Source organism: Aeromonas sp. 97A, assembly GCF_051919185.1.
Lineage (GTDB): Bacteria > Pseudomonadota > Gammaproteobacteria > Enterobacterales > Aeromonadaceae > Aeromonas > Aeromonas veronii.
Map to the genome: position 1 here is coordinate 314,217 of NZ_JBQBFF010000001.1, position 21,276 is coordinate 335,492.

General features: G+C 52.4%; 13 protein-coding genes, 1 tRNA gene and 3 pseudogenes. 8 read left to right on the top strand and 9 right to left on the bottom strand.

The window, feature by feature from the left end; genetic code table 11:
* Nucleotides 1-100: 100 nt before the first annotated feature.
* The 4 genes from ACTG27_RS01575 to ACTG27_RS01590 form a co-directional block, all read right to left on the bottom strand.
* Nucleotides 101-1,150 carry an efflux RND transporter periplasmic adaptor subunit gene (locus ACTG27_RS01575; RefSeq protein WP_150998739.1) on the bottom strand — a complete coding sequence of 350 codons (1,050 nt, stop codon included), beginning with the start codon at nt 1,148-1,150 and terminating at the stop codon, nt 101-103.
* 15 nt (nt 1,151-1,165) lie between these two features.
* Nucleotides 1,166-4,228, bottom strand: coding sequence for an efflux RND transporter permease subunit (locus ACTG27_RS01580; protein WP_439978970.1), 3,063 nt, complete (start codon nt 4,226-4,228; stop codon nt 1,166-1,168).
* Nucleotides 4,229-4,395: 167 nt separating this feature from the next.
* On the bottom strand, nt 4,396-6,735 hold the full coding sequence (locus tag ACTG27_RS01585; protein WP_439978971.1) for an acyl-CoA dehydrogenase: 2,340 nt from the start codon (nt 6,733-6,735) through the stop codon (nt 4,396-4,398).
* A 48-nt stretch (nt 6,736-6,783) separates the two neighbouring features.
* On the bottom strand, nt 6,784-7,437 hold the full coding sequence (locus ACTG27_RS01590; protein ID WP_005334507.1) for a TetR/AcrR family transcriptional regulator: 654 nt from the start codon (nt 7,435-7,437) through the stop codon (nt 6,784-6,786).
* Between the two features lie 468 nt (nt 7,438-7,905).
* On the opposite strand from ACTG27_RS01590, the gene ACTG27_RS01595 reads away from it, so the two are divergent.
* Entirely contained in the window at nt 7,906-8,646 is a 741-nt protein-coding gene (locus ACTG27_RS01595; protein WP_439978972.1) for a phosphatase, read from the top strand.
* An 89-nt stretch (nt 8,647-8,735) separates the two neighbouring features.
* A tRNA-Thr gene (locus tag ACTG27_RS01600) sits at nt 8,736-8,811 on the top strand.
* A 513-nt stretch (nt 8,812-9,324) separates the two neighbouring features.
* Here ACTG27_RS01600 and ACTG27_RS01605 read toward each other — a convergent pair.
* Nucleotides 9,325-9,796, bottom strand: a pseudogene (locus tag ACTG27_RS01605) (IS5 family transposase); the annotation flags it as partial.
* A gap of 455 nt (nt 9,797-10,251) precedes the next feature.
* Here ACTG27_RS01605 and ACTG27_RS01610 point away from each other — a divergent pair.
* On the top strand, nt 10,252-10,476 hold the full coding sequence (locus ACTG27_RS01610) for an AlpA family transcriptional regulator (protein WP_042082421.1): 225 nt from the start codon (nt 10,252-10,254) through the stop codon (nt 10,474-10,476).
* Between the two features lie 2,612 nt (nt 10,477-13,088).
* Here ACTG27_RS01610 and ACTG27_RS01615 read toward each other — a convergent pair.
* On the bottom strand, nt 13,089-13,364 hold the full coding sequence (locus tag ACTG27_RS01615) for a transcriptional regulator (RefSeq protein ID WP_201902237.1): 276 nt from the start codon (nt 13,362-13,364) through the stop codon (nt 13,089-13,091).
* Nucleotides 13,365-14,256: 892 nt separating this feature from the next.
* On the opposite strand from ACTG27_RS01615, the gene ACTG27_RS01620 reads away from it, so the two are divergent.
* The 5 genes and pseudogenes from ACTG27_RS01620 to ACTG27_RS01640 all read left to right on the top strand — a co-directional run.
* Nucleotides 14,257-14,664, top strand: a complete 408-nt coding sequence (locus tag ACTG27_RS01620; RefSeq protein ID WP_042655815.1) for an H-NS family histone-like protein — start codon at nt 14,257-14,259, stop codon at nt 14,662-14,664.
* Between the two features lie 141 nt (nt 14,665-14,805).
* Nucleotides 14,806-15,105, top strand: coding sequence for a hypothetical protein (locus ACTG27_RS01625; RefSeq protein ID WP_266134029.1), 300 nt, complete (start codon nt 14,806-14,808; stop codon nt 15,103-15,105).
* A gap of 939 nt (nt 15,106-16,044) precedes the next feature.
* Nucleotides 16,045-17,310 (top strand): relaxase/mobilization nuclease domain-containing protein, encoded by a 1,266-nt coding sequence (locus ACTG27_RS01630; protein WP_421210187.1) that lies wholly within the window; start codon nt 16,045-16,047, stop codon nt 17,308-17,310.
* 22 nt (nt 17,311-17,332) lie between these two features.
* Entirely contained in the window at nt 17,333-18,043 is a 711-nt protein-coding gene (locus ACTG27_RS01635) for a hypothetical protein (RefSeq protein WP_421210189.1), read from the top strand.
* Between the two features lie 151 nt (nt 18,044-18,194).
* Nucleotides 18,195-18,370, top strand: a pseudogene (locus tag ACTG27_RS01640) (IS5/IS1182 family transposase); the annotation flags it as partial.
* A 208-nt stretch (nt 18,371-18,578) separates the two neighbouring features.
* On the opposite strand, the gene ACTG27_RS01645 reads toward ACTG27_RS01640, so the two are convergent.
* From ACTG27_RS01645 to ACTG27_RS01655, 3 genes and pseudogenes are all read right to left on the bottom strand, one after another.
* Nucleotides 18,579-19,469 carry an MBL fold metallo-hydrolase gene (locus ACTG27_RS01645; protein WP_139730147.1) on the bottom strand — a complete coding sequence of 297 codons (891 nt, stop codon included), beginning with the start codon at nt 19,467-19,469 and terminating at the stop codon, nt 18,579-18,581.
* 229 nt (nt 19,470-19,698) lie between these two features.
* Nucleotides 19,699-19,914 (bottom strand): winged helix-turn-helix transcriptional regulator, encoded by a 216-nt coding sequence (locus ACTG27_RS01650; protein WP_345774167.1) that lies wholly within the window; start codon nt 19,912-19,914, stop codon nt 19,699-19,701.
* A pseudogene (locus ACTG27_RS01655) lies at nt 19,907-21,056 on the bottom strand (IS3 family transposase). The gene ACTG27_RS01650 and the pseudogene ACTG27_RS01655 overlap by 8 nt, the downstream one beginning before the upstream one ends.
* Between the last annotated feature and the right edge of the window lie 220 nt (nt 21,057-21,276).

The following is a 21,276-nucleotide window of genomic DNA, read 5'->3' on the forward strand; positions in this document are numbered from 1 at the left end:
TAAACGCGAGTGATGGCCGCCAAGATAGCAAACTGTGGCACGTTTGGCTGTATGTCCCGGGTTAAGCGGGCAAAGATTGGACAGCCTGCGTCGGGCGTGGTTAGCCCTTGAACAGCGCTATGGTGTCGCCATCCTGCAGGCTGCCCGCGCCGCGCACCACCACCCTATCCCCCTGCTTGAGGGCGCCGCTCACCGCCACCTGCTGGCTGTCGCCAAACAGCACGGTGACCGGCACCCGATTCACCTTGAGCGCCTTGCCGCTCTGCGCCACTTGATAGACCACGCTGCCATCGGTGCCGAGCACCAGAGCATCCCGGGGCAGCAGCATGCTCTGCTGATCCCCCAGTGGCAGGGCAACCCGTACCGGCGAGCCGATGATGAAGGTGCCCGCTTCCGGTTTGAGGCGCAGCTCGATGAGGCGCGACTTGGGATCGGCGCTGGCGGCTCGCTGGTAATAGACGCCGTGACCGCTCAGCTGCTCCCCCTCCACCCGCAGCCGGGTTTGCGGCGCCAGCTGTTGGGCCCAGAGGATGGGGGCCTGCAGGCGGATATCCGGCTGATCCGGGTTGACCAGCTCCAGCGCCTGCTCGCCCGCGTCCACATGCTCGCCGGGCTGGATGAAGTGGTTGTTCACCACCCCGTCGAACGGGGCATAGATGTGGCTGCGGCGCAGCTGCTCTTCAATCTGGTTTACCTGTATGGCGGCCAGTCGCTCGGCCAGCGCGGCCTGCTCCACATCGTAGCTGGCCTTGTCGTACTGGCTCTGGGAGGCGCTCTTTTGCTGGTGCAGTCGGGTGATCCGTTGGGATTCGGCGCGGGCGAAGCGCAAGTTGCTCTGCCATTTCGCCTGCTCGGCGCGAGCTTGCTCCAGCGAGAGGCGCAGTGCCGCGCTGTCGAGGCGCAGCAGCTCATCCCCTTTTTTGACCCGGCTGCCAAATTCGGCGATCCACTCCACTCGGCCGCTCACTTCGGCGCTGAGTGCCGCCTGCTGGCGACTCGCCACCGTGCCGCTGACCCAGATATTGGCGGCCGCATCCCCTTGGGTCACATCCGCCAGGGTCACCATCTTGCCCTGATCGGCCAATACCGGTAGCGCACTGCCTGCAATCAGCACCGCGCCAGCCAACATTCGGGTAATCATATGTGTCATCGATGAGCTCCTTGCTCAGGCCCGCTGGCGCAGGGGTTGTGGGATCGCCACCTGCTCCCCGAGACGCAGGAAGGCAGGCAACAGGATCAGGGTAAACAGGGTGCTGCAGCTCATGCCGCCGACAATGACGGTGGCGAGCCCGCGGTAAATTTCGCTCCCTTCGCTCGGGCTCAGCATCAACGGCAGCATGCCGAAGATGCTGGTAAGGCTGGTCATGGCGATGGGACGCATCCGGCTTTGCAGGGCATCGGCCACCGCCAGCTGGCGGCTCATGCCGTCCCGCTCGGCGGTGCGGGTCTGATGCACCAGCAGGATGGCGTTGTTGACCACCAGTCCCAGCAGGATGACAAAGCCGATGATGGTGAGCAGATCCATCGGCAGCGGCACCAGCAGCCCGCTCAGTTGCAGCGCCAGCACGCCGCCAACCGAGGCAAGGGGCAGGGTGAGCAGCACCAGCAGGGCATCCTTGATGGAGGCAAACACTCCCCACAGCAGCACCAGCAGGATCACCACGGCAAACAGGAAGATGGTCCCCAGATTGTCGAGCGCCTGTTGCAGGCTGTCGGCGTTGCCGGCAATGCGCAGCTCGCCACCGGCGGGCAGCAGGGGGCGGATGGCGGCAAAACTGCGGTTTTTCAGGGTGTCGATCACCTGCTCCATGGTCATGCCCGCCGGGGGCGCTATCTGCAGGATGATGCTGCGCCGCCCATCGGCCCGGAAGATACTGGCCGGGCCCATGTCGTGCTCCACCCGCAGCAGCTCGCCAAGGGGGACGATGCGCCCGGAGGGGGTGGCCAGCGGCACTGCCTTCAGTTCGTCCGGATTGGCGGAGCTCTGCCCCATCAGCATGATGTCGAGCCGATCCTCGCCATCGAAATACTCGCCGACCCGCAAGCCGTCGCCAAAGGTCTGGATGATGGTGGGCAGGGGCGTGCGATCCCAACCCACTTCGGCGAGACGCCGATCTTGCGGCACCAGTTTGAGCTCGGGGGCGGTGAAGTCGAGACTCGGCTCGGGCCGGATTTGTGCTCCCGGCAGGTCCTTGCTGAGGATCCCCATGCTGGCTCGGGCCGCCTGATAGAGCTCGGGCAGGTTGCCTCCCTGCAGCAGCAGGGAGACGCCGTTCTCGCTGTCAAAGCCGCCAAACAGCGACCCCTGACCGCCGAACACCCGGGTGTCGGGAATACCCACCAGCAGCTGTTTCATCAACAGGCTCTCCAGCTCCTTGATGCGGGTCTCGTCCTTGGGGCGCACGCCAATCTGGGCGCCCCCCGGGTAGCGCAAGATGTAGTAGTTCTTGAGGGCAGGCTCTTTCTCCCCCTCCATGTAGGGGGCGAGGCGGGCGATCAGAGTATCGATCACCTCTTCGCGCTGAGCCTTGAGGTTGACCCCGGGGGTGAAGTTCATCCAGACATCCACTGCGTCCCGTTTCACGTCCGGCAGATAGTCCATCTTGGGCAGCAGCGCCCAGGTGGCCAGGGCCGGCAGGCTCATCATCAGGGTGATGACCGTCCAGCGCTGGCGTGAGGTCGAGGTCCAGCGGATCACATGACGAGTGGTGCGCTGCCACAGCGACTCATAGGGATCGGTCAGCGTTTCATGTCCCATCCAGCGCGCAGCCACCGCAGGCAGCACGGTGACGGCGACCAGCATGGAGACTGTCACGGCGCAGGCGATGGTCAGCGCCAGATCGGCAAACAGCTGACCCTCCACATCGTTGAGCAGCAACACCGGCAGGAAGATGGCAACCGTGGTGAGGGTGGAGGCGACCAGCGCCGTCCACACCTGACGGGTGCCTTCGAGCGCCGCCTCCGCCTTGCTCAAATCTCCCCGCTCGTGGCGCCGGTAGATGCTCTCCAGCACCACGATGGCGGCGTCGAGCACCATGCCGACGGCAAAGGCGATGCCCGCCAGCGAGATGATGTTGAGGGTGCGATCCATCACCTTGAGCAGGCAGAAGGTGAGCATGATGCTGATGGGGATGGCGAGGGCAATCATCAGGGTCGCCTTGAGCTGGCGCAGGAAGAGCCAGAGGATGGCGCAGGAGAGCAGCACCCCGAGCCCCAGGTTGGCGGTGACCATGCTGACGGCACGATTGATGTAGAGGGAGGCATCGAACGACTGCTCCATGTGCAGCCCGACCGGCTCCAGCACCTCGCGGTTGAGCTCGTTCACCCGGGCCTTGATCGCCTCAAGGGAGGCCAGGGCATTGGCACCGCTCTCCTTGAAGATCTGGGCGGCGATGGCGGTATTGCCGTTCTGGATCCGCAGCACCGGGTTCTCTTCCCTGGCCACCCTTACTTCCGCCACATCCCGCAGATAGATGGGCAGGCCATTGCGCCAGTCCACCACCTTGTCCCCCAGCGTCTCGACGTCGTAACGACCGGCGAAGCGCAGCTTGTACTCCCAGCGACCGATGTCGAGGGTACCGGCCGACACGTCCCAGCCGGTGGTGGCGCGGCTGGCCAGTATCGGGATCTCCACCCCCAGCTCGGCGGCGCGATAGGGGTCGAAGCGGATCTGGATCTGGCGCTCGTTGATCCCCTCGACTGCGACTGTCGAGACCCCTTCGATGCGCTCCAACTCGGGTTTGACCCGCGCCTCGATCAACGCCTGATGATCATCGATCACCCCTTTGGCACCGGGCAGCTGCTGGATGAAGAAGAAGGTGAGGGTATCGTTGCTGCTGTAGTTGTTGACGTAGGGGCCGCCGATCTTGTCCGGCAATCCCGAGACCCGGTTCAATCGCGAAATCACATCGAGTTGGGCCCGTTGCATGTCGGTGCCGAGGGCAAACTCCATGTCGATTTCGGTAAAGCCGGGATAGCTGTTGCTGACAAGGCTCTTGAGCCCCTGCACCCCCTGCATCTCCTGCTCGATGGGGTCGGTGATCTCCGACTCCATCTCCTGGGGCGAGGCTGAACGCCAGCTCACCGAGATGTTGAGGTGTGGACGGTCGATGTCGGGGAACAGCTGGATCGGCAGTCCCCGGATGCTGAGCAGGCCCAGCAGGAAAATCAGCACGATCGAGACCGCCACCCAGATGGGGCGCTCGATCGCCGTTTTGGCGAGGTTCATTCACTCTTCCTGAGTTGTTGTTATCGGCCATTCCGCTGGCCTTGCTTCCAAAGCCCCTGCAACAGGGACTCAAGCATTTAACTGGAATTCTCCCGGCTTGTAAATGCATGGTTAACAAACAAAAAAACCGGCCACGAGGGCCGGTTTGGTACTGGTTTGCCAAGGGATCAGGCGGCGTGCTCGACCTTGTTTGGCTGCTTGTTTGCTTGCTGGGAGAAGCCTTCCAGCTCGCCCGGGGCGAAGTTGTCTACCTGAATCGCTTCGTAGCGCAGGGCATCGGCGGCCAGCAGCTTGTCCGCTTCGTCCTTGCTCAGGATGGAACCGGCCAGCGCGGCGGCAACCAGCTCCGGCAGCGCCAGTTTGCGGGGCAGTTTGCCCTCTTTCTGGGCCTGCACCAGCTTCTTCTCGTAGGGCTGCACAGCGACCATGGCCTGGAAGGCACGCTCCATCAGGCCGACCGGATCCGACTCGTCTTTGCCCACGTAGCAGAGGGCGGTCAGACGGTCGCGGAATTCGCCCGGCTTCATCATGGCCAGACAGATGGCGTGGCAGCGATCGTCTGCCGGCATCTTGTAACCGACGCCGAACGGGAATACCACACGCTTGAGTACGGCACCCACCACCTTGTTCGGGAAGTTCTGGAAAAAGCCCTCGAACGCCTTGCCAATCAGGTAGAGGTTGCGCTCCACCGCGTACTGCACGAACGGCAGATCGGAGACCATACGGCCCTGATCCTCGTAGTGTTTGAGGGTGGCGGAGGCCAGGTAGAGGTGGCTCAGCACGTCACCCAGGCGGGCGGAGATCATCTCCTTGCGCTTGAGATCGCCACCCAGCATCAGCATGGAGACGTCGGCGCACAGGGCCAGCCCTTTACTCATGCGGGAGAGCTGCTTGTAGTAGCGAGCGGTTTCGCCAGCTACCGGTGCGCTGTTGAACTGACCCAGAGTCAGCCCCTGGAACAGGGAACCGAAGAAGTTGCCGGCGCCGAAGGCGATGTGCTTCATCAGCAGGGCGTCAAACTTCTCGAGACCGCGTTCCACGTCGGTATCGGCCGCCGCTTCCAGCTCGGCAAAGACGTACGGGTGGCAGCGGGTGGCACCCTGCCCGAAGATCATCAGGTTGCGGGTCAGGATGTTGGCCCCTTCCACCGTGATGGCGACCGGAATACCCATGTAGGCGTAGCCGGTGTAGTTTTTCGGGCCCAGCTGGATGGCGCGACCGGCGTGGATGTCCATGGAGTCATCCATGATCTGGCGCGCCATCTCGGTCATGTGGTACTTGGAAATCGCAGTGACGATGGCTGGAGCCTGACCCAAGTCCAGGGAACCTGCGGTCATGCGACGAGCCCCTTCCAGCTGATAGGTGAGGCCGCCGATACGGGCCAGCGCTTCCTGCACCCCTTCAAACTTGCCGATGGACATGCCGAACTGCTTGCGCACGTAGGAGTAGGCGCCCACGGTGCGGCTCGCCATGTGACCGCAAGCGGTGCCCAGAGCAGGCAGCGAGATGCCGCGACCGGCGGAGAGGCACTCCACCAGCATGCGCCAGCCGCGACCGGCGTAATCCGGGCCGCCGATGATCCAGTCGAGCGGAATGAACACATCCTTGCCGAAAGTCGGGCCGTTCAGGAACGCCAGACCCATGGGGTAGTGGCGATCGCCTACGCGCACGCCCGGGTGGCTGGTCGGGATGAGCGCGCAGGTGATGCCGAGCTCTTCCTTGTCACCCAGCAGTTGTTCCGGGTCATAGAGTTTGAACGCCAAGCCCAGCACTGTGGCACGGGGGGCCAGGGTGATGTAGCGCTTGTTCCAGTTGAGGCGAATACCCAGCACCTCTTCACCCTTGTGCATCCCTTTGCAGACGATCCCCTTGTCAGGAATGGCGCCTGCATCGGAGCCCGCTTCCGGCCCGGTCAGGGCGAAGCAGGGCACCTCTTTGCCATTGGCCAGACCCGGCAGCCAGAAATCTTTCTGGGCCTGGGTGCCGTAGTGCATCAGCAGCTCGCCCGGGCCAAGGGAGTTCGGCACCATGACGGTGACCGCCACGCTCAGGCTCTTGGTGGCAATGCGGGTGACGATGGTGGAGTTGGCGATCGCCGAAAATTCGCGGCCGCCGTAGGATTTCGGGATGATCAGGGAGAAGAAGCCTTCCTTCTTCAGATAGTCCCACACCGGCTCCGGCAGATCTTTGGTTTCGTTGACGATCTTGAAGTCGTCGACCATGGCGAGCAGGGTTTCGACCTGGTTGTCGATGAAGGCCTGCTCCTCTGCAGTCAGCTCGGCCTTGCCGTAGCCGTGCAGTTTTTTCCAGTCCGGGTTGCCGCGAAACAACTCGCCATCCCACCAGACGGAGCCGGCTTCCATGGCCTCCCGCTCGGTAGCTGACAAGGGCGGCAGTATCTTTTTGAAGATGCCGAACACCGGACGGGTTACCACCTTTTTACGGATGGAGGGTACGCCGAGCACAACGGCTATCGCCAGCACCAGCAGGACAAGCAATGTGATCATACCGAAGTTCCTTCTATTTCACTGTTTCCGTTGATTTATTGTTGGTTGTTACACGGCCAGGGAGAGCCTGGTCGACTCCACGGGCGCCCCGACTCCGGACGCCAGATAAGGAATAACGTTGCGCACCAGCCCTTCCACATCGAGCTGCTGGCCAAAGTCGGCCAGGGCGATGTCGCGCAGCGCATCGGCAGAGGCCATGGTGAATACGACGGTGCCCAGAGTGAAGTGCAGGCGCCAGAAGAGATCCGCTGGCGACAGGGCCGGATTGGCCTTGGAGATGGCCTGGGTGATCCGCTGCAAAATGGGGCCGTAGTGGGCGGTGATAAAGCGGCGCAGGTGGCCCTGGCTGTCGATATAGCCGCGCCCCAGCAGCTGCATGAAGATGGCCGGGCCATTGGCCCGTACTGCCGAGAGCTTCATCAGCGGCTCGACAAAACTTTCAAACAGTTGCAGCAGGGTCAGCTGCTCCTGCTCCATCAGTACCCGCAGGCGGGCATCCAGATCGGGCATAAACAGGCTCAGATAGCGGTCGAGCACCGCCTGGATCAGCTCCTTCTTGGAGCCAAAGTGATAGTTCACCGACGCCAGATTGACGTCGGCTTCACTGGTGATCAGACGCAAAGAGGTATCGGCGAATCCCCGCTCGGCAAACAGCACTTCAGCGGCGTCGAGAATACGGTTTTTGGTATCGATTTTACTCACTGGACACCTCACTTAAACGAATGTTTAAAAAGTACGTTTCATAACGTGAAGTGTCAAGAGAATGTGAATGAGTGTTAGCGGAATGTTTTTCGATGAAAAAAGCAAAGTGGGCGGAACTTAGTCAAAAAGCAGGACTCTATATCTATGCCACTGCAATTAAACATTAAGTCTCGCCCAACCTGCACCATGCTAGTTGGGCCTTTTTTTGCGCGTCTGTTACCGGTTTGCGGTTTGCAGGCAAAAAAAACCGCCGCAGGGCGCGACGGTGGGGAAAGTGAGTTCGCGTCATCCTGACAGCAAACTGTCGATGCGAGTTCAGGCATGTATCGACGGGGGCAGTATGCCAGCCAGAGCCCCTCAGACTATGTCAGCTTCGCGGTATTTTGTGACAAAGTGTGGCAAGTGCCAGCGTGGCCCAAGCTGCCGCTCTTTGCTATGCTGCCCTTTCAAAATATGAGGGGAGAGAAGATGAAGTACCCGGTCGATACCCACACTCACACCATTGCCAGCACCCATGCCTACAGCACCATCCACGACTATTTGCCGATAGCCAGGGCCAAGGGGATCAAGCTGTTCGCCACCACGGATCATGGCCCCGAGATGGCCGATGCTCCTCATGTCTGGCACTTTGCCAACTTGCCGATATTGCCAAGAGTGGTGGATGGGGTAGGGATCCTGCGGGGTATCGAGGCCAACATCAAAAACCTGGAGGGGGAGATCGATTTTCCCGAGCGCTATGAGTCGCGCCTCGACATGGTCATGGCGGGCTTTCATGAGCAGGTATTCCCTCCCTGCGATCAGGCCACTCACACCCAGGCGATGATCAACGCCATCAAGAGCGGCCGGGTCGACATGATCAGCCACCCTGGCAACCCCGCATTTCCAATCGATATTCAGGCGGTGGTCAAGGCGGCCGCTGACTATCGGGTAGCGCTGGAGATCAACAACTCCTCCTTCATTCATTCCCGTCCGGGGAGCGAAGGCAACTGCCGTGCCATCGTGGAAGCCGCGCGAGATCTGGGGGCCTATCTTACCTTCGGCTCCGATTCCCACGTGGCATTTACTCTTGGCGATTTTGACCATTGCCACCGTCTGGTGACCGAAGCGGGCTTCCCGCAAGAGCGGATCCTGGTGCGCTCCCCCCGCGCCCTGCTCGATTTCCTCGAGAGCCGCGGCCGTGCCCATATCCCCGAGTTTGTCGATCTGTAAATCGGGCTCTAACACCATGAGCCAACTCATAAAATCGAGCTGGCTCAATTGACTTGCCGGTCATTTTTTATGAATGTGGAGAGCAACAAGCCGGTATAGCTCAGTTGGTAGAGTAGCGCATTCGTAATGCGAAGGTCAGGAGTTCGATTCCCCTTATCGGCACCATATAAAACAAAGTGTTAGGTTTTTTCGTTAACGATTTTAGTGTGAGTTTATCGTCGGCGTACTTGTTGGCGTACTTGTTGTGAAGAGTATAGAATGGGTCGTTTCTTACTCTTGTCATACGCGCCTTATGTGTAAGGTCATCCACCTGTTCTCCCAATTTCAATACATCAACCCGGTTACCTTCTGTGTAGATGCTGGAGCCGTGAATAGTTAGTTGCACCATTTAGTGTTGCTGGCTTCATGGTCATAGCAACGATGATGGCTCGCTACCACTCATCAATAGTGGTATTTGCTGATTGATACAGTTGCTCAGGGGGGGGCAGATCAATCAGAAAACGCAGATTTCCCTTCCCCAAGTAGCAGTTACACTTTGGTTTGTGACCGGCTAGCCAAGACTATTCAGTTTGTTTATAGCGCTCACAACACCGTCATGTCCTCTACCTGAGCGTTGTATGTCGCAGATTGATTTTGCCCTTCATCAACTGCTTGAACCGATTCATCGCCGTCTCTGCCAGTGGGTTGAGCTTCGGCATCATGGACATTTTCCAATGACACTTCCACCGCCACGATATCGTGAGTGGCCGGGTCTACTGCCAGATGCAACTTGCACCGCACTTGCCGCCGTGTTTTTGACCTTCCACTCACCATCTCCAAATATCTTGAGGCCAGTCGAGTCGAACACTAGGTCGGTAATGCGTCCCTTTGGGGGCTGTCGATAGGCCACTGTTACTGTGCGTGCACGCTTGCTGACACAGCTATAGTCCGGTGAGCACGACGGCACATTTATCAACTCGAACAGGGAGTCGAGTAGTTCCTGAGTAGCCCGCAGAGTGAGGTTGAAAATTCCCTTGAGCATCAGGGAGGTACTGATGGTCTGGTCAGTGTAAAGCGGGCTGCGGTCCCGCCGTACATGAAGGTCGTAGCGAAACCAATTGCTCATGGCTTCGGCATCAATCCAGAAGGTGAGTTAGCCACTATTAATCAAAGATTTGTTGTATTTAGGTCAGTTGGCGATGGAGTGAGGCGACGTACCCATAATGCAGACTTGAAGAGGATGGTGGTGATCAGAACGCCAAATCCTCAGGTAGTTACATTCAAGCTGTATAGATTTGGGCAACAACGCCTCTGTAAGTAAGAAAGGCATGATAACGAGTTTTGATTGGGTTTTTGTTGGCGAAGTTTTATACAGAGCTGTTGAAAACAAGGCTACTCTATTGCAAGTTCAGCTATGTTCAGTACACCAACATAAGGATGGTTATTTATAATCGCTTATAAAATAGCTCTAATTATTTATAAGACATAATAATTGTCTGTCATTTCTATGTGGTTATTTATAAAGTCTAATAGAGTCAATGGCTTATTTCGTTTTCTCTCTAAGTTTTTCTTGTGTATTTTTATATATGTGATTTAATCCTTCTCAAACTAGAATGTGAGGGGTATATGGTATACGAGCAAGATATTCGTTTGATCAAGATGACTGAAGTAGTAAAAAAAACAGGCATGTCCAGGTCTACAGTTTATAGCTTAATAAGTCACGGATTGTTTCCACAACAGGTAAGTTTGGGGCCTCGCTCCGTTGCATTTGTAGAGGCAGAAATTGACTCTTGGATTAGAAATAAAATTGCAATTAGAAATCGTTGTAATGCTAATAGGTATACAGATTAACTCCAGCAATAATGTTTATCTATACCTTGATAGAGTGAAAAATAAACCACACGTCAAATGGCTTGTGGTTTTCTTTGAGATGCAACCGTTTACCTTTATCACGATACTGATAGTCCATTCACTGTGGGTACTTAGGCGCAGATCACCCCGTTGTCAGCCGACAATCGCTGTTTACCAGTGTCAAAATTCCATTTCACGATACCTGTAGTTGTTCAGGTCAGCGGGTACTCAGGTGCAGATCACTCCGTTGTCAGCCGACAATCGATGTTTGGCAGGGGCTGAGTTCCATTTCACGATACCTGTAGTTGTTCAGGTCAGCGGGTACTCAGGCGCAGATCACCCCGTTGTCAGCCGACAATCGCTGTTTACCAGTGTCAAAATTCCATTTCACGATACCTGTAGTTGTTCAGGTCAGCGGGTACTCAGGTGCAGATCACTCCGTTGTCAGCCGACAATCGATGTTTGCCAGTGTCAAAATTCCATTTCACGATACCTGTAGTTGTTCAGGTCAGCGGGTACTCAGGTGCAGATCACTCCGTTGTCAGCCGACAATCGATGTTTGCCAGGGGCTGAGTTTCATTTCACGATACCTGTAGTTGTTCAGGTCAGCGGGTACTCAGGTGCAGATCACTCCGTTGTCAGCCGACAATCGATGTTTGCCAGGGGCTGAGTTTCATTTCACGATACCTGTAGTTGTTCAGGTCAGCGGGTACTCAGGTGCAGATCACTCCGTTGTCAGCTGACAATCGATGTTTGCCAAGGGCTGAGTTCCATTTCACGATACCTGTAGTTGTTCAGGCCAGCGGGTACTCAGGTGCAGATCACTCCGTTGTCAGCTGACAATCGATGTTTGCCAGGGGCTGAGTTTCATTTCACGATACCTGTAGTTGTTCAGGTCAGCGGGTACTCAGGTGCAGATCACTCCGTTGTCAGCTGACAATCGATGTTTGCCAAGGGCTGAGTTCCATTTCACGATACCTGTAGTTGTTCAGGCCAGCGGGTACTCAGGTGCAGATCACTCCGTTGTCAGCTGACAATCGATGTTTGCCAGGGGCTGAGTTCCATTTTACGATACCTGTAGTTGTTCAGGTCAGCGGGTACTCAGGTGCAGATCACTCCGTTGTCAGCTGACAATCGATGTTTGCCAATGGCTGAGTTCCATTTCACGATACCTGTAGCTGTTCAGGTCAGCGGGTACTCAGGTGCAGATCACTCCGTTGTCAGCCGACAATCGTTGTTTGCCAGTGGCTGAGTTCCATTTCACGATACCTGTAGCTGTTCTGCCCTCGGGTACTCAGGCGAAGATTGGTCCGTTGTCAGCTGACAATCGCTGCCACTGGATGAGCGGAGTTCCATTTCACGATACCGATAATGTGGTTGCCAGCGGGCTCTGAGACGCAGATCACCCCGTTGTCAGCTGACAATCGCTGCCACTGGATGAGCGGAGTTCCATTTCACGATACCGATAATGTGGTTGCCAGCGGGTTCTGAGACGCAGATCACCCCGTTGTCAGCTGACAATCGCCATCACTAGATGGGCGGAGTTCCATTTCACGATACTGATAATGTGGTTGCCAGCGGGCCCTGAGGCGCAGATCACCCCGTTGTCAGCTGACAATCGCCATCGCTGGATAGGCGGAGTTCCATTTCACGATACCGATAATGTGAGGGCCTGCGGCCACTGAGGCACAGTTAATCCGTTGTCAGCTGACAATCGCCATCATTGGACAGGCAGAGTTCCATTTCACGATACCGATAATGCGGATGCCAGCGGGCTCCGAGGTGTAGATCATCCCGTTGTCAGCTGACAATCGCTGTCGGTCAGCAGTCAGGGTTCCATTTCACGATACTGATAACGCGAATGCCTGCGGGCACTAATGAGCAGATCATCCCGTTGTCAGCTGACAATCACTGTCAGTCAGCAGCCAGGGTTTCATTTCACGATACCTATAATTTGCTCGCCAGTGAGTTTTGATGTGCAGAACAGTCCGTTGTCAGCTGACAATCGCTGCCAGCCAGCCAGCCAGCCAGCCAGCCGCAAGGGTTCCATTTCACGATACCGATAATCCATTCACCATTGAGCAATGAGGTGCAGATCATCCCGTTGTCAGCTGACAATCGCTGTCGGTCAGCAGTCAGGGTTCCATTTCACGATACCGATAATCCGGTTGCCAGTGAGTTTTGATGCGCAGAACAGTCCGTTGTCAGCTGACAATCGCTGTCGGTCAGCAGCCAGGGTTCCATTTCACGATACTGATAACGCGAATGCCTGCGGGCACTAATGAGCAGATCATCCCGTTGTCAGCTGACAATCGCTGTCGGTCAGCAGTCAGGGTTCCATTTCACGATACTGATAACGCGAATGCCTGCGGGCACTAATGAGCAGATCATCCCGTTGTCAGCTGACAATTGCGGTCAGTCAGCAGTCAGAGATCCATTCCACGATACCGATAATCGGATAACCAACAGGCGCTGAGGTGCAGCTCATCCCGCCGTCAGCAGCCAGGGTTTCATTTCACGATACCGATGATGTGTGCCCCTGCGATCACCGAGGTACAGATCTCTCTGTTGTCAGCTGACAATTGCTACGGTGTGCAGAGATGGATTTCTAGTTAAACGGTAAACGAGATCTGAGATCCGTTTGGCATTTCAACATTGAGCTGTAGTTTTCCCCCAGCAGCCTCGACCCAGCGTTTAAGATCCATCAGTGTAACGTCCTGTACTGATGGTGTTTGATCGCAAATCATGGGTTCGGTGCCAGCCTGGGTCAGCATTTCACGCAGTTGGGTGAGATGAATCTCCAGTCGCATTTGCTCTGCTTTTTCCCTGGCCTGAGTGACAACGTCGGGCATTTCTGTGGTCAATATTTCGTCAAGCGTGCGTGCCATGGCTACCTCAAAAGAGCACTCGATGGACTGGGTCCTGACAAAGTCATTTTGCGCTGAACGTAAGTGGCTAAGTTCCGAGCAATATGAATATGATCAGTATCACCTGTGTGGGCTGAGGTGTCTATGCACGGGCTCCAATGGAGCTTTTTTGTGTTTGCTGCGGCTATGCCGCCAGCAGCTGTACCAGTAGTTGTGGGCTATGCATAAAACCGATAATTCGCTGCTTGATGGTGTGGGTCTGCGATTGTAGAGCTACAACCGCCCCGAGCGAGGGGGCATCTTAGATAGTGATGGTATTACAACAGTGTCTCTCGGCAAGCCAGATAATACGTGCTCCACAACTCGCTAGCGGGTCGTCCATGCATCTTGATGCCGATATCTAGCAACAACAGCTCCCACTGCCGTGTATCGCGAAAAGCCATTTCACGAGCCTGTTCGATGCTATGGGCAGAATAGGCTCGGAGCAATTTGTCTGATGTCGTCGAAAACAACCTTTCAAAAAAAGCTAGATCTTTTGCAGCCATAACCTGTGAGCGCAGTGCTGTCAGATGCATAGTGTCCATTTCTGAATACCGAACAGCATCCTCAATAAATGTATCACAAACCTCATATGCAATCTCATGGGATCTCCCATGAGTACTGAGGGCAACGATTAGTAGAATGAGTTGAGTCATCACAAGATCTCTGCTGTCAGTATGAATAAACCAGTCTAGCAGTAACTAATGGAACCTGTGGGGTCTTAGCTCAAGTCAGATCGACGTTGCGCGGTTACTCATAGCTTCCCTAAGTGGCTATATAAAGATCAATTATTTTGATGATAAATATTGGCACCAAACTACAGCTAGGTGATAATGCTAGGCAATAAACAAATAACTTTTTAGGCGTGATATCCATGAACGATTTTATCAAAACACTGTTGAATATTCGTAGTCTCCGGGCTGCTCTGCGTGAACTACCATTCGAACAGTTGGTCGAGATTCAGGCCAAATTTGATGAGGTGTTTACAGAGCGTGAGGCTGCTGAGCTCCGATATCAGGAGGAAAATGCCGAGCGTCTGCGTAAGCTCGAGGAATTCAGCGAGATGCTGAAAAACGCAGGGATTGACCCCAGCGAACTGGTTGGCAGTGCAGCTCCGTCGAAAGCTGAAGGAAAGGAAAAGGCCAAGCGTGCGCCGCGTCCCGCAAAGTACAAGTATCACGAAGATGGCCAGGAAAAAACCTGGACTGGTCAGGGCCGTATGCCGAAAGCCATCGCTGAGGGCGTTGCTAGCGGAAAGTCCTTAGAGGATTATCTGATCTAATCCACAATTATAGTGGTATTGAAAGCAGCCGTAAGGCTGCTTTTTTTATTCATTCGACTATAATAAATTTTGTTTAGGGTGGCATGAGACATTTTTGTTCATGCTATCTGTCCATTACTCTACATGTATAGCGAGTGTTCTATGAAAATAATGACCACAAAAGAGGTTGAGGTTATAGCTGATATTCAGTGTGACGTATGCCATAAAAGCACAACTCCAAATATGAACCCAAATTTGTATAATCCTCAGTTTGGAGCCCTGACTGCAAAATGGGGTTATGGTTCGAAACATGATGGTACGGCATATGAGGTACATCTATGTGAGGAGTGCTTTTTTACTGTGCTGAGTCAGATAAAAAATATGCGTATAAATGATCATGCGGATTATGTTGACGATCAAGCATTTGGGAAGATTTTATCTCATAGCCTTGAGCTTATATGACATCATTGATTCGACCAGATCTAGAAAAGGTATGTCTGTCATAGGATGAGAGCATGCCTTTTTATATGACTTTAATCAGCCAATGTCATAGTTTTAATTTCACGGAAGAAAATTAAATTCACCATGTAAGTCTAGTTAATTTCATATTTTAAATATTAACTTTCGCCAATGCCATAGATAACGTTAGTCGTTAAATTAATAATTTAGCTCAAAAAATTGTTGATATTATATTTAGTGTTTGCAATACTATAATTAGAGTGAGCATTAAATATCACCGAATAATTTAGCTCACTTCTGAATGTGACTTCGTATAAATTTATTGTATATTTTTTGAAAAAACGCTAAACCAGCTATGTTTTAATGTCTATTAAATAGGTTGGTTTGAAAAATAAAACGCATAACACTACTAATAATTATTATAAAGGTGCACGCAATTGAACAGAAAACCACGGTCTGGTAGACCCAAAAAATCAGCTGATGAAAAACGCAGTTTAATGCTCCGAATCTCATTTAATGCAGCTGAGCAACGTGTTTTAACTAAGCATAGTAAAACCTATGGTATTCCCAAAAAGTCTAGCCTGATTCGGTTTTTGGCTCTCCGGGAACCAGACAGTAATATCTCACCAGATTTTTCATATGATGATCGTGTGAGATTGCTGAGGGGGTATACAATATATCATCGAATTTAAATCAAATCATTTTGTTGATTAGACAAGCTGAGGTCGGTAGTGACGTTTATAAATTTATTACTGACAGTAGTGATAACTCTCCAGTGATGCAGGCTTTCTCATCTATAAATTCTCTGTTTATAGGAATTGAAAAAGCTCTGATTGGAGTAAAGTTGAAATGAATTTTGAAAAACACAGGTTCGGCCAAAACTTCCAGTACAGACTGTCTTATATTTACCGAGCTATACATATTGGTAGGAAACGAAAATCCATGCCATCACAGGTTTATCATCTCGGTGGTGGTGTAATTAATAGACCAAATATTACATTGAATGAAAGAGGTGAGGTCTCTGATTATGACATCGGGCCACTACTCATGGAGTTGAATATGCAGGCATCATTGTATGCAGGCACAGGAAACCAACTATGTGCACATTATTCACTATCATTGAGCCCCGATGAATCATTAACGCCATATCAATGTCTAGTTGCAGCTAGGCTGCTAATGAGTGAATTGGGATATGGTAGCGATACTCGATGGACATCTGTTATACACCGCGATACAAGGTCTCTACATGTACATGTTGTGGCATGTAGAGTAAAACTAGACAGAACCTTAGTTGATGATAGTAATGACTACGCTCGTGGAGTTGACGCTGCTCGAAAAATTGAAATGGAATTGGGATTGTCGATCTGTAAAAGCCCTGAAAAAAATTTCGGTCATGAGTATAGCATAGTAAATATTAAAAATGGCCGTGGTAGAGGGAGCTTTCATGCTATGCATGATCCCGCTTGTATTATCAGGGATGCAATGGACGTGGTTTTTAAAAAACAGCCGAACAACATGACTGAATTTGTCACTGGGTTGCGTGAGCATAATGTAATGGTCAAGCCGTGGAGAGTTGATAATCGTGAGCCACAGGGGATCTGTTACAGTATAGATGGTCAGCGATGGATATCAGGGACGAAAGTTAAAAAGTCACGGGCTACTTGGTTTAAGCTGATCGAGCAAGGTATTGAATATTCACCTAGACGAGATGATTACAGTCTGAACTTGGGTGTTTCAAATGAATTAAATGAATTAAGCGTTCTTAGAGTGATACCGTTTACTGCATTGATTCGTTGTACTAAAAAACAATATGCCAAGATTAAAAGAACAGTGCAGTCATTTGTGGATAAAAAAACATATGGTACATCGTCATTCTTTTTCCGGCTTCTAAGATTGGATTTTGTTTTGCTATCAATCGAAGAACCATCGGATAGTTTTATATCAAATGCACGAGCACTGTTGGAAGGCGTTTTGGCTACAATTTTTAGGAAAGGGCTGGAGAGCGTTCATGTAGGATCAAACGCATTGATTCCTGATGGATATGTCCAGGATATCAACTCAGAAAAAGATACTATTGATAAGCCAAACATGTTTTTCTTAGACAGAGACAAACTAAAAAATGAAATTTTTACTAACAATGAATGGATTGCTGATTGGTATGGGGATCCCATATCACACGAACAAACCAAAGAAAAAAACATAAAATAACAATAATAATGAGAGGTGTGACATGGCTAACATGAGGTTGAATGCAAATCTTAGAACAGTATCATTTAGCAAAACCGTGAGTGTACTGGAAGAGCTGGAGCTCAGTTCAGGTAAATGTGTTCGTAGGTATAGGGCTGTAAATGTTCACCTAGGTACAGTTGATATGAATTCTGATTTTTCCCTTATAAAAGAGTTAACCGAGGCTGACGCAAAAAATGCAAAGCTTTGGGTCCAGGAGCAGCAACGACTGGTCCAGTATGCTTACATGGAAAATCAGAAAAAAGGACTAATTGGCGGGTGTCCTGTTATCAAACGTAATAAGAGCGACGATGATAAGTATCGAGATCATTATGGGTATATTCCAGATTGCAGGGTTGGTGAATTTATTGGTGTAATCATCAATCAAATCCCACTGTCGTCACCCATACAATCTGTTGAGTCTAACAACTCGTTATATGAAAATATTATTGAGTTGAGAAAGAAAGGTCGTTTGTCTGACGTGTTTAAGGATATTTTTAATGCGCTAATTAAAATTCATAAAATAAATCCTTTCACAAAGAATGAATGGTTTTCTCTTTTCTTGGGGGAAAAAGATTGTTTTTACTTGATTACAGCGGCTTCTGGTTATAAACAAAGCATTTTTGAAAAAATGCTTCCACTTAATCATAGAGCAACAATATTGTCGCAGATAAATAAGGCTCTGAAAAATCGAGTTACCAGCAAAACGTGTTGATAGAGGCTGATCCTGGCTTTTACCTGCGGTAATGAAATCACGATAGATATGGGGTTATATCTAATCTTGCTAGGTATTTATTGGCATTGGTTTGTCGTGTTTTCATTTCACTGGTAAAATGTATGGCCCGTTCTCATTATATTATAGATGATCGGGTTATCAACATCGCTCGCTGGCAGAGACAGCAATGTGTCGGTTCAAGCAGTTGATGGCGGGGCAATCAGTCTGCGGAAATACAGCGATCAGGTAGGGGAAATGATGGCGTATGAGAGCGCGATAAACAAACTGAACAGCCTTGGTCTGCCTGTCGGAAAGCCCCAAATGTAGCGACCATTTGGGGCTGGGGACGGCAGATTTGGGAAGCAACGGCCTCACCTCCTTGAAGGCGAGCACAGCAACATGTATTGCGGACACAGATTAGCCCTAACTGACAGAGACTTGCAGGGTGGGTTATTCAATAACCCACCCCTTAACCGAGCAACGATGCCTTTGCTGAACATCAAAAGCCGTTTCATGCCGCTTTATGTAATTGACATCAGAACGCCAGTGACACTCCGTCTTCCGGGATATCAACGCGGCTCTCGATACCATGCTTCTTGACGTAGGCCCGTAGTTCATCACGGGTCAAGGACATGTGATTAACTGCGTCCATGTGCACCGCAACAATTTTTGCATTCTTCGCAGCCAGTGATGCGCGAAGCACGTCTTCCTCACCCATGATGATTGCGCCTTCGTACCCAGTCATTTTTGCTTTTCCGGCATTGAGCACGATGACTTCAGGGTCATATGTCTCAATGGCCTGGTCTACCTCTTTACGCCAGATGGTGTCACCGGCCAAATAGAGGGTCTTATAGCCTTTCGCTTGAAAAATGACGCCCATGGCTTCACCAAGCAGTTTTGCGGGAACGGGATCGGCATACATTTTGTCTGTGCCATGTTGACCACCAGTCTTGGAAATTTGAACGCCACCAAATTCAGCTTCGTCAGTCAGTACGCGAACGTTCTTGAAACCCTGAGCGCGGATCAGCTGTGCATCAGCCTCATGCTGCGCAAACAGCGGAATGTTTTTAGGCAATGCTCTTTGTGCTGCATCGTCCCAGTGGTCAAGGTGGGTATGAGTAACGATGACCGCATCCACTCCTGAGATGATGTTCTCTGCCGACTCAGGTAACTCCACAAGCGGATTGCGGAGGTTGCTGCGATAGGTACCTTCAAACCCAGGGTAAGCGCCCTTTTTAGCCAGCATAGGATCGATCAAGAAGGTAGTGCCTGCGTAAGTGATTTTCACTGTCGCATTACGAACCTGTTGCATTTCAACTTTATGAGTTGAAGTGGAAGCCTGAGTGTTGCTTTCTCCTGCAAACGCCGGGGCGGTGACTGCACCAAAAGCGATAGAGAGTACCAAAGGAAGTGCGTTGAATTTCATGTGATTGGTCCTGTTGATGTTTCGAGGAGGTGATTTTTGCTCAATCTCCATGCGCTAAAAAGTGGCCTAAATGACAACTTTCGATAGGATTGGGCCATCGATGTTCAACCACTGGCTTAATTAGCACTTTACTTAGCGGCTCTTAATGCTCATCGCTTGTGTCGTCGTGAGAGATTTCGGTGGAGGGCTCAAAAAGAGCATTCAGGACTTGCAACGAATTCCATGTCCGTCACCATTGTAATGGTGACTCATTTGACGTGGCATCATCCGGCAAAGAGTACCCCCACTTACCCATTGCCTCAAGAACTCGCAGGCCCTCACCAAGCGGTGTTAGTTCATACACGACCCTTGGAGGTGTCTCAGCATACGCTGTGCGTGTGACGATGCCATGCAGCTCGAACCTTTTGAGTCGGTGCGTTTGAATCGCCCCTGGTTTTCTAGACACTTTGTTGCTGAAAAATAAACTGCCTTTCAAACTCTACCGGCGACAGCCCATCATTGGAACCATGGCGCCTGATTGGGTTGTAAAATATCTCGATATAATCAAACACATCGCTGCGGGCTTCGTCTCTTGTCGCGTAAATCCTGCGCTTGATCCGCTCCCGTTTGAGCAACTGGAAGAAGCTCTCGGCGACCGCGTTGTCGTGACAGTTGCCACGTCGGCTCATGCTGCAACTCAGGTTGTGGGTCTTCAGAAAGTCCTGCCATTCACCACCGGTAAACTGGCTGCTCTGATCCGAATGCACCATTACCGGCTGCTTGGGCTTGCGTCGCCAGACGGCCATCAATAACGCATCAACCGCCAAGTCTGCCGTCATGCGTGACTTCATCGCCCAACCGACGTCTGGCGAGAGAACAGGTCGAGCACCACCGCCAGGTACAACCACCCTTCTTGAGTGCGGATGTAGGTAATGTCAGTCACCCAGGATATGTTGGGAGCTGGCATCTTAAACTGACGTGCCAGCGTGTTTGGGGCAACCTGTGGGCTTTTGCCTCCTCCATAATGCCCCTTGCGGCGTTGATAGCCCGTTTGCGAACGCAGCCCTTCCCGCCTCATTAATTTGGCCATACGGTGCTTGCCGCAGGCTTCCCCTGCGTCACGAAGGTCGCGATGGATTTTGCGATAACCGTAGACAGCACCACTTTCCAGCCAGGATTGCTTGACCAATCCGGTCAGTCGTTCGTCCTCCTGATGGCGTGGCGATGTGGGCTGTTTCAGCCACGCGTAAAAGCCACTTCGGTGAACCCCCAGGGTCTGGCACAGGGTAACGACGCTGTAGCGGTCGAGTCGGGAGGTTATGAATGCGTACCTTTCCTTGACTCGCTGGCAAAGTACGCGGCCTCCTTTAGGATATTGAGCTCCTCGGTGACCTGGCGCAGTTCGGCTTTCAGGCGGCGTATCTCGGCTTGCAAAGCAGACTCTTCGAGCTGCTGGTCAGCAGGCTTACCGTACTGCTTGAGCCAGGCATACAGACTGTGGCCGGATACCCCGAGGGCTCGTGCAACGTCAACCACCGGCCGTCCGCGCTCGGTGATTTGTTTAACGGCTTCGATTTTGAATGTTTCTGGATAACGCTGACGGGTCATAACACCTCCAATAGTTGCCTCATTTTAAGGCTGTGAGGTGTCTAGGGAACTGGGGGCGATTCAGTAGCACTATTGGGATCAGTAATTTAGGAAAGCCGCAAATCACAGGGGACAGAAAAAGCGGCAGCTCTAGAGCGTCCGGGGTTGGATGTGGGATGGCGAACATGGTGGCTCACTGGTTACTGTTTTTATATACAGTGTAGCCGTATTGCATAACGTG

What these genes read in the sequence shown, in the direction of transcription:
- ACTG27_RS01575 (WP_150998739.1), bottom strand. Translation starts at nt 1,150, where the DNA reads ATGACACATATGATTACCCGAATGTTGGCTGGCGCGGTGCTGATTGCA.
- ACTG27_RS01580 (WP_439978970.1), bottom strand. Translation starts at nt 4,228, where the DNA reads ATGAACCTCGCCAAAACGGCGATCGAGCGCCCCATCTGGGTGGCGGTC.
- ACTG27_RS01585 (WP_439978971.1), bottom strand. Translation starts at nt 6,735, where the DNA reads ATGATCACATTGCTTGTCCTGCTGGTGCTGGCGATAGCCGTTGTGCTC.
- ACTG27_RS01595 (WP_439978972.1), top strand. Translation starts at nt 7,906, where the DNA reads ATGAAGTACCCGGTCGATACCCACACTCACACCATTGCCAGCACCCAT.
- ACTG27_RS01610 (WP_042082421.1), top strand. Translation starts at nt 10,252, where the DNA reads ATGGTATACGAGCAAGATATTCGTTTGATCAAGATGACTGAAGTAGTA.
- ACTG27_RS01615 (WP_201902237.1), bottom strand. Translation starts at nt 13,364, where the DNA reads ATGGCACGCACGCTTGACGAAATATTGACCACAGAAATGCCCGACGTT.
- ACTG27_RS01620 (WP_042655815.1), top strand. Translation starts at nt 14,257, where the DNA reads ATGAACGATTTTATCAAAACACTGTTGAATATTCGTAGTCTCCGGGCT.
- ACTG27_RS01625 (WP_266134029.1), top strand. Translation starts at nt 14,806, where the DNA reads ATGAAAATAATGACCACAAAAGAGGTTGAGGTTATAGCTGATATTCAG.
- ACTG27_RS01630 (WP_421210187.1), top strand. Translation starts at nt 16,045, where the DNA reads ATGCCATCACAGGTTTATCATCTCGGTGGTGGTGTAATTAATAGACCA.
- ACTG27_RS01635 (WP_421210189.1), top strand. Translation starts at nt 17,333, where the DNA reads ATGGCTAACATGAGGTTGAATGCAAATCTTAGAACAGTATCATTTAGC.
- ACTG27_RS01645 (WP_139730147.1), bottom strand. Translation starts at nt 19,469, where the DNA reads ATGAAATTCAACGCACTTCCTTTGGTACTCTCTATCGCTTTTGGTGCA.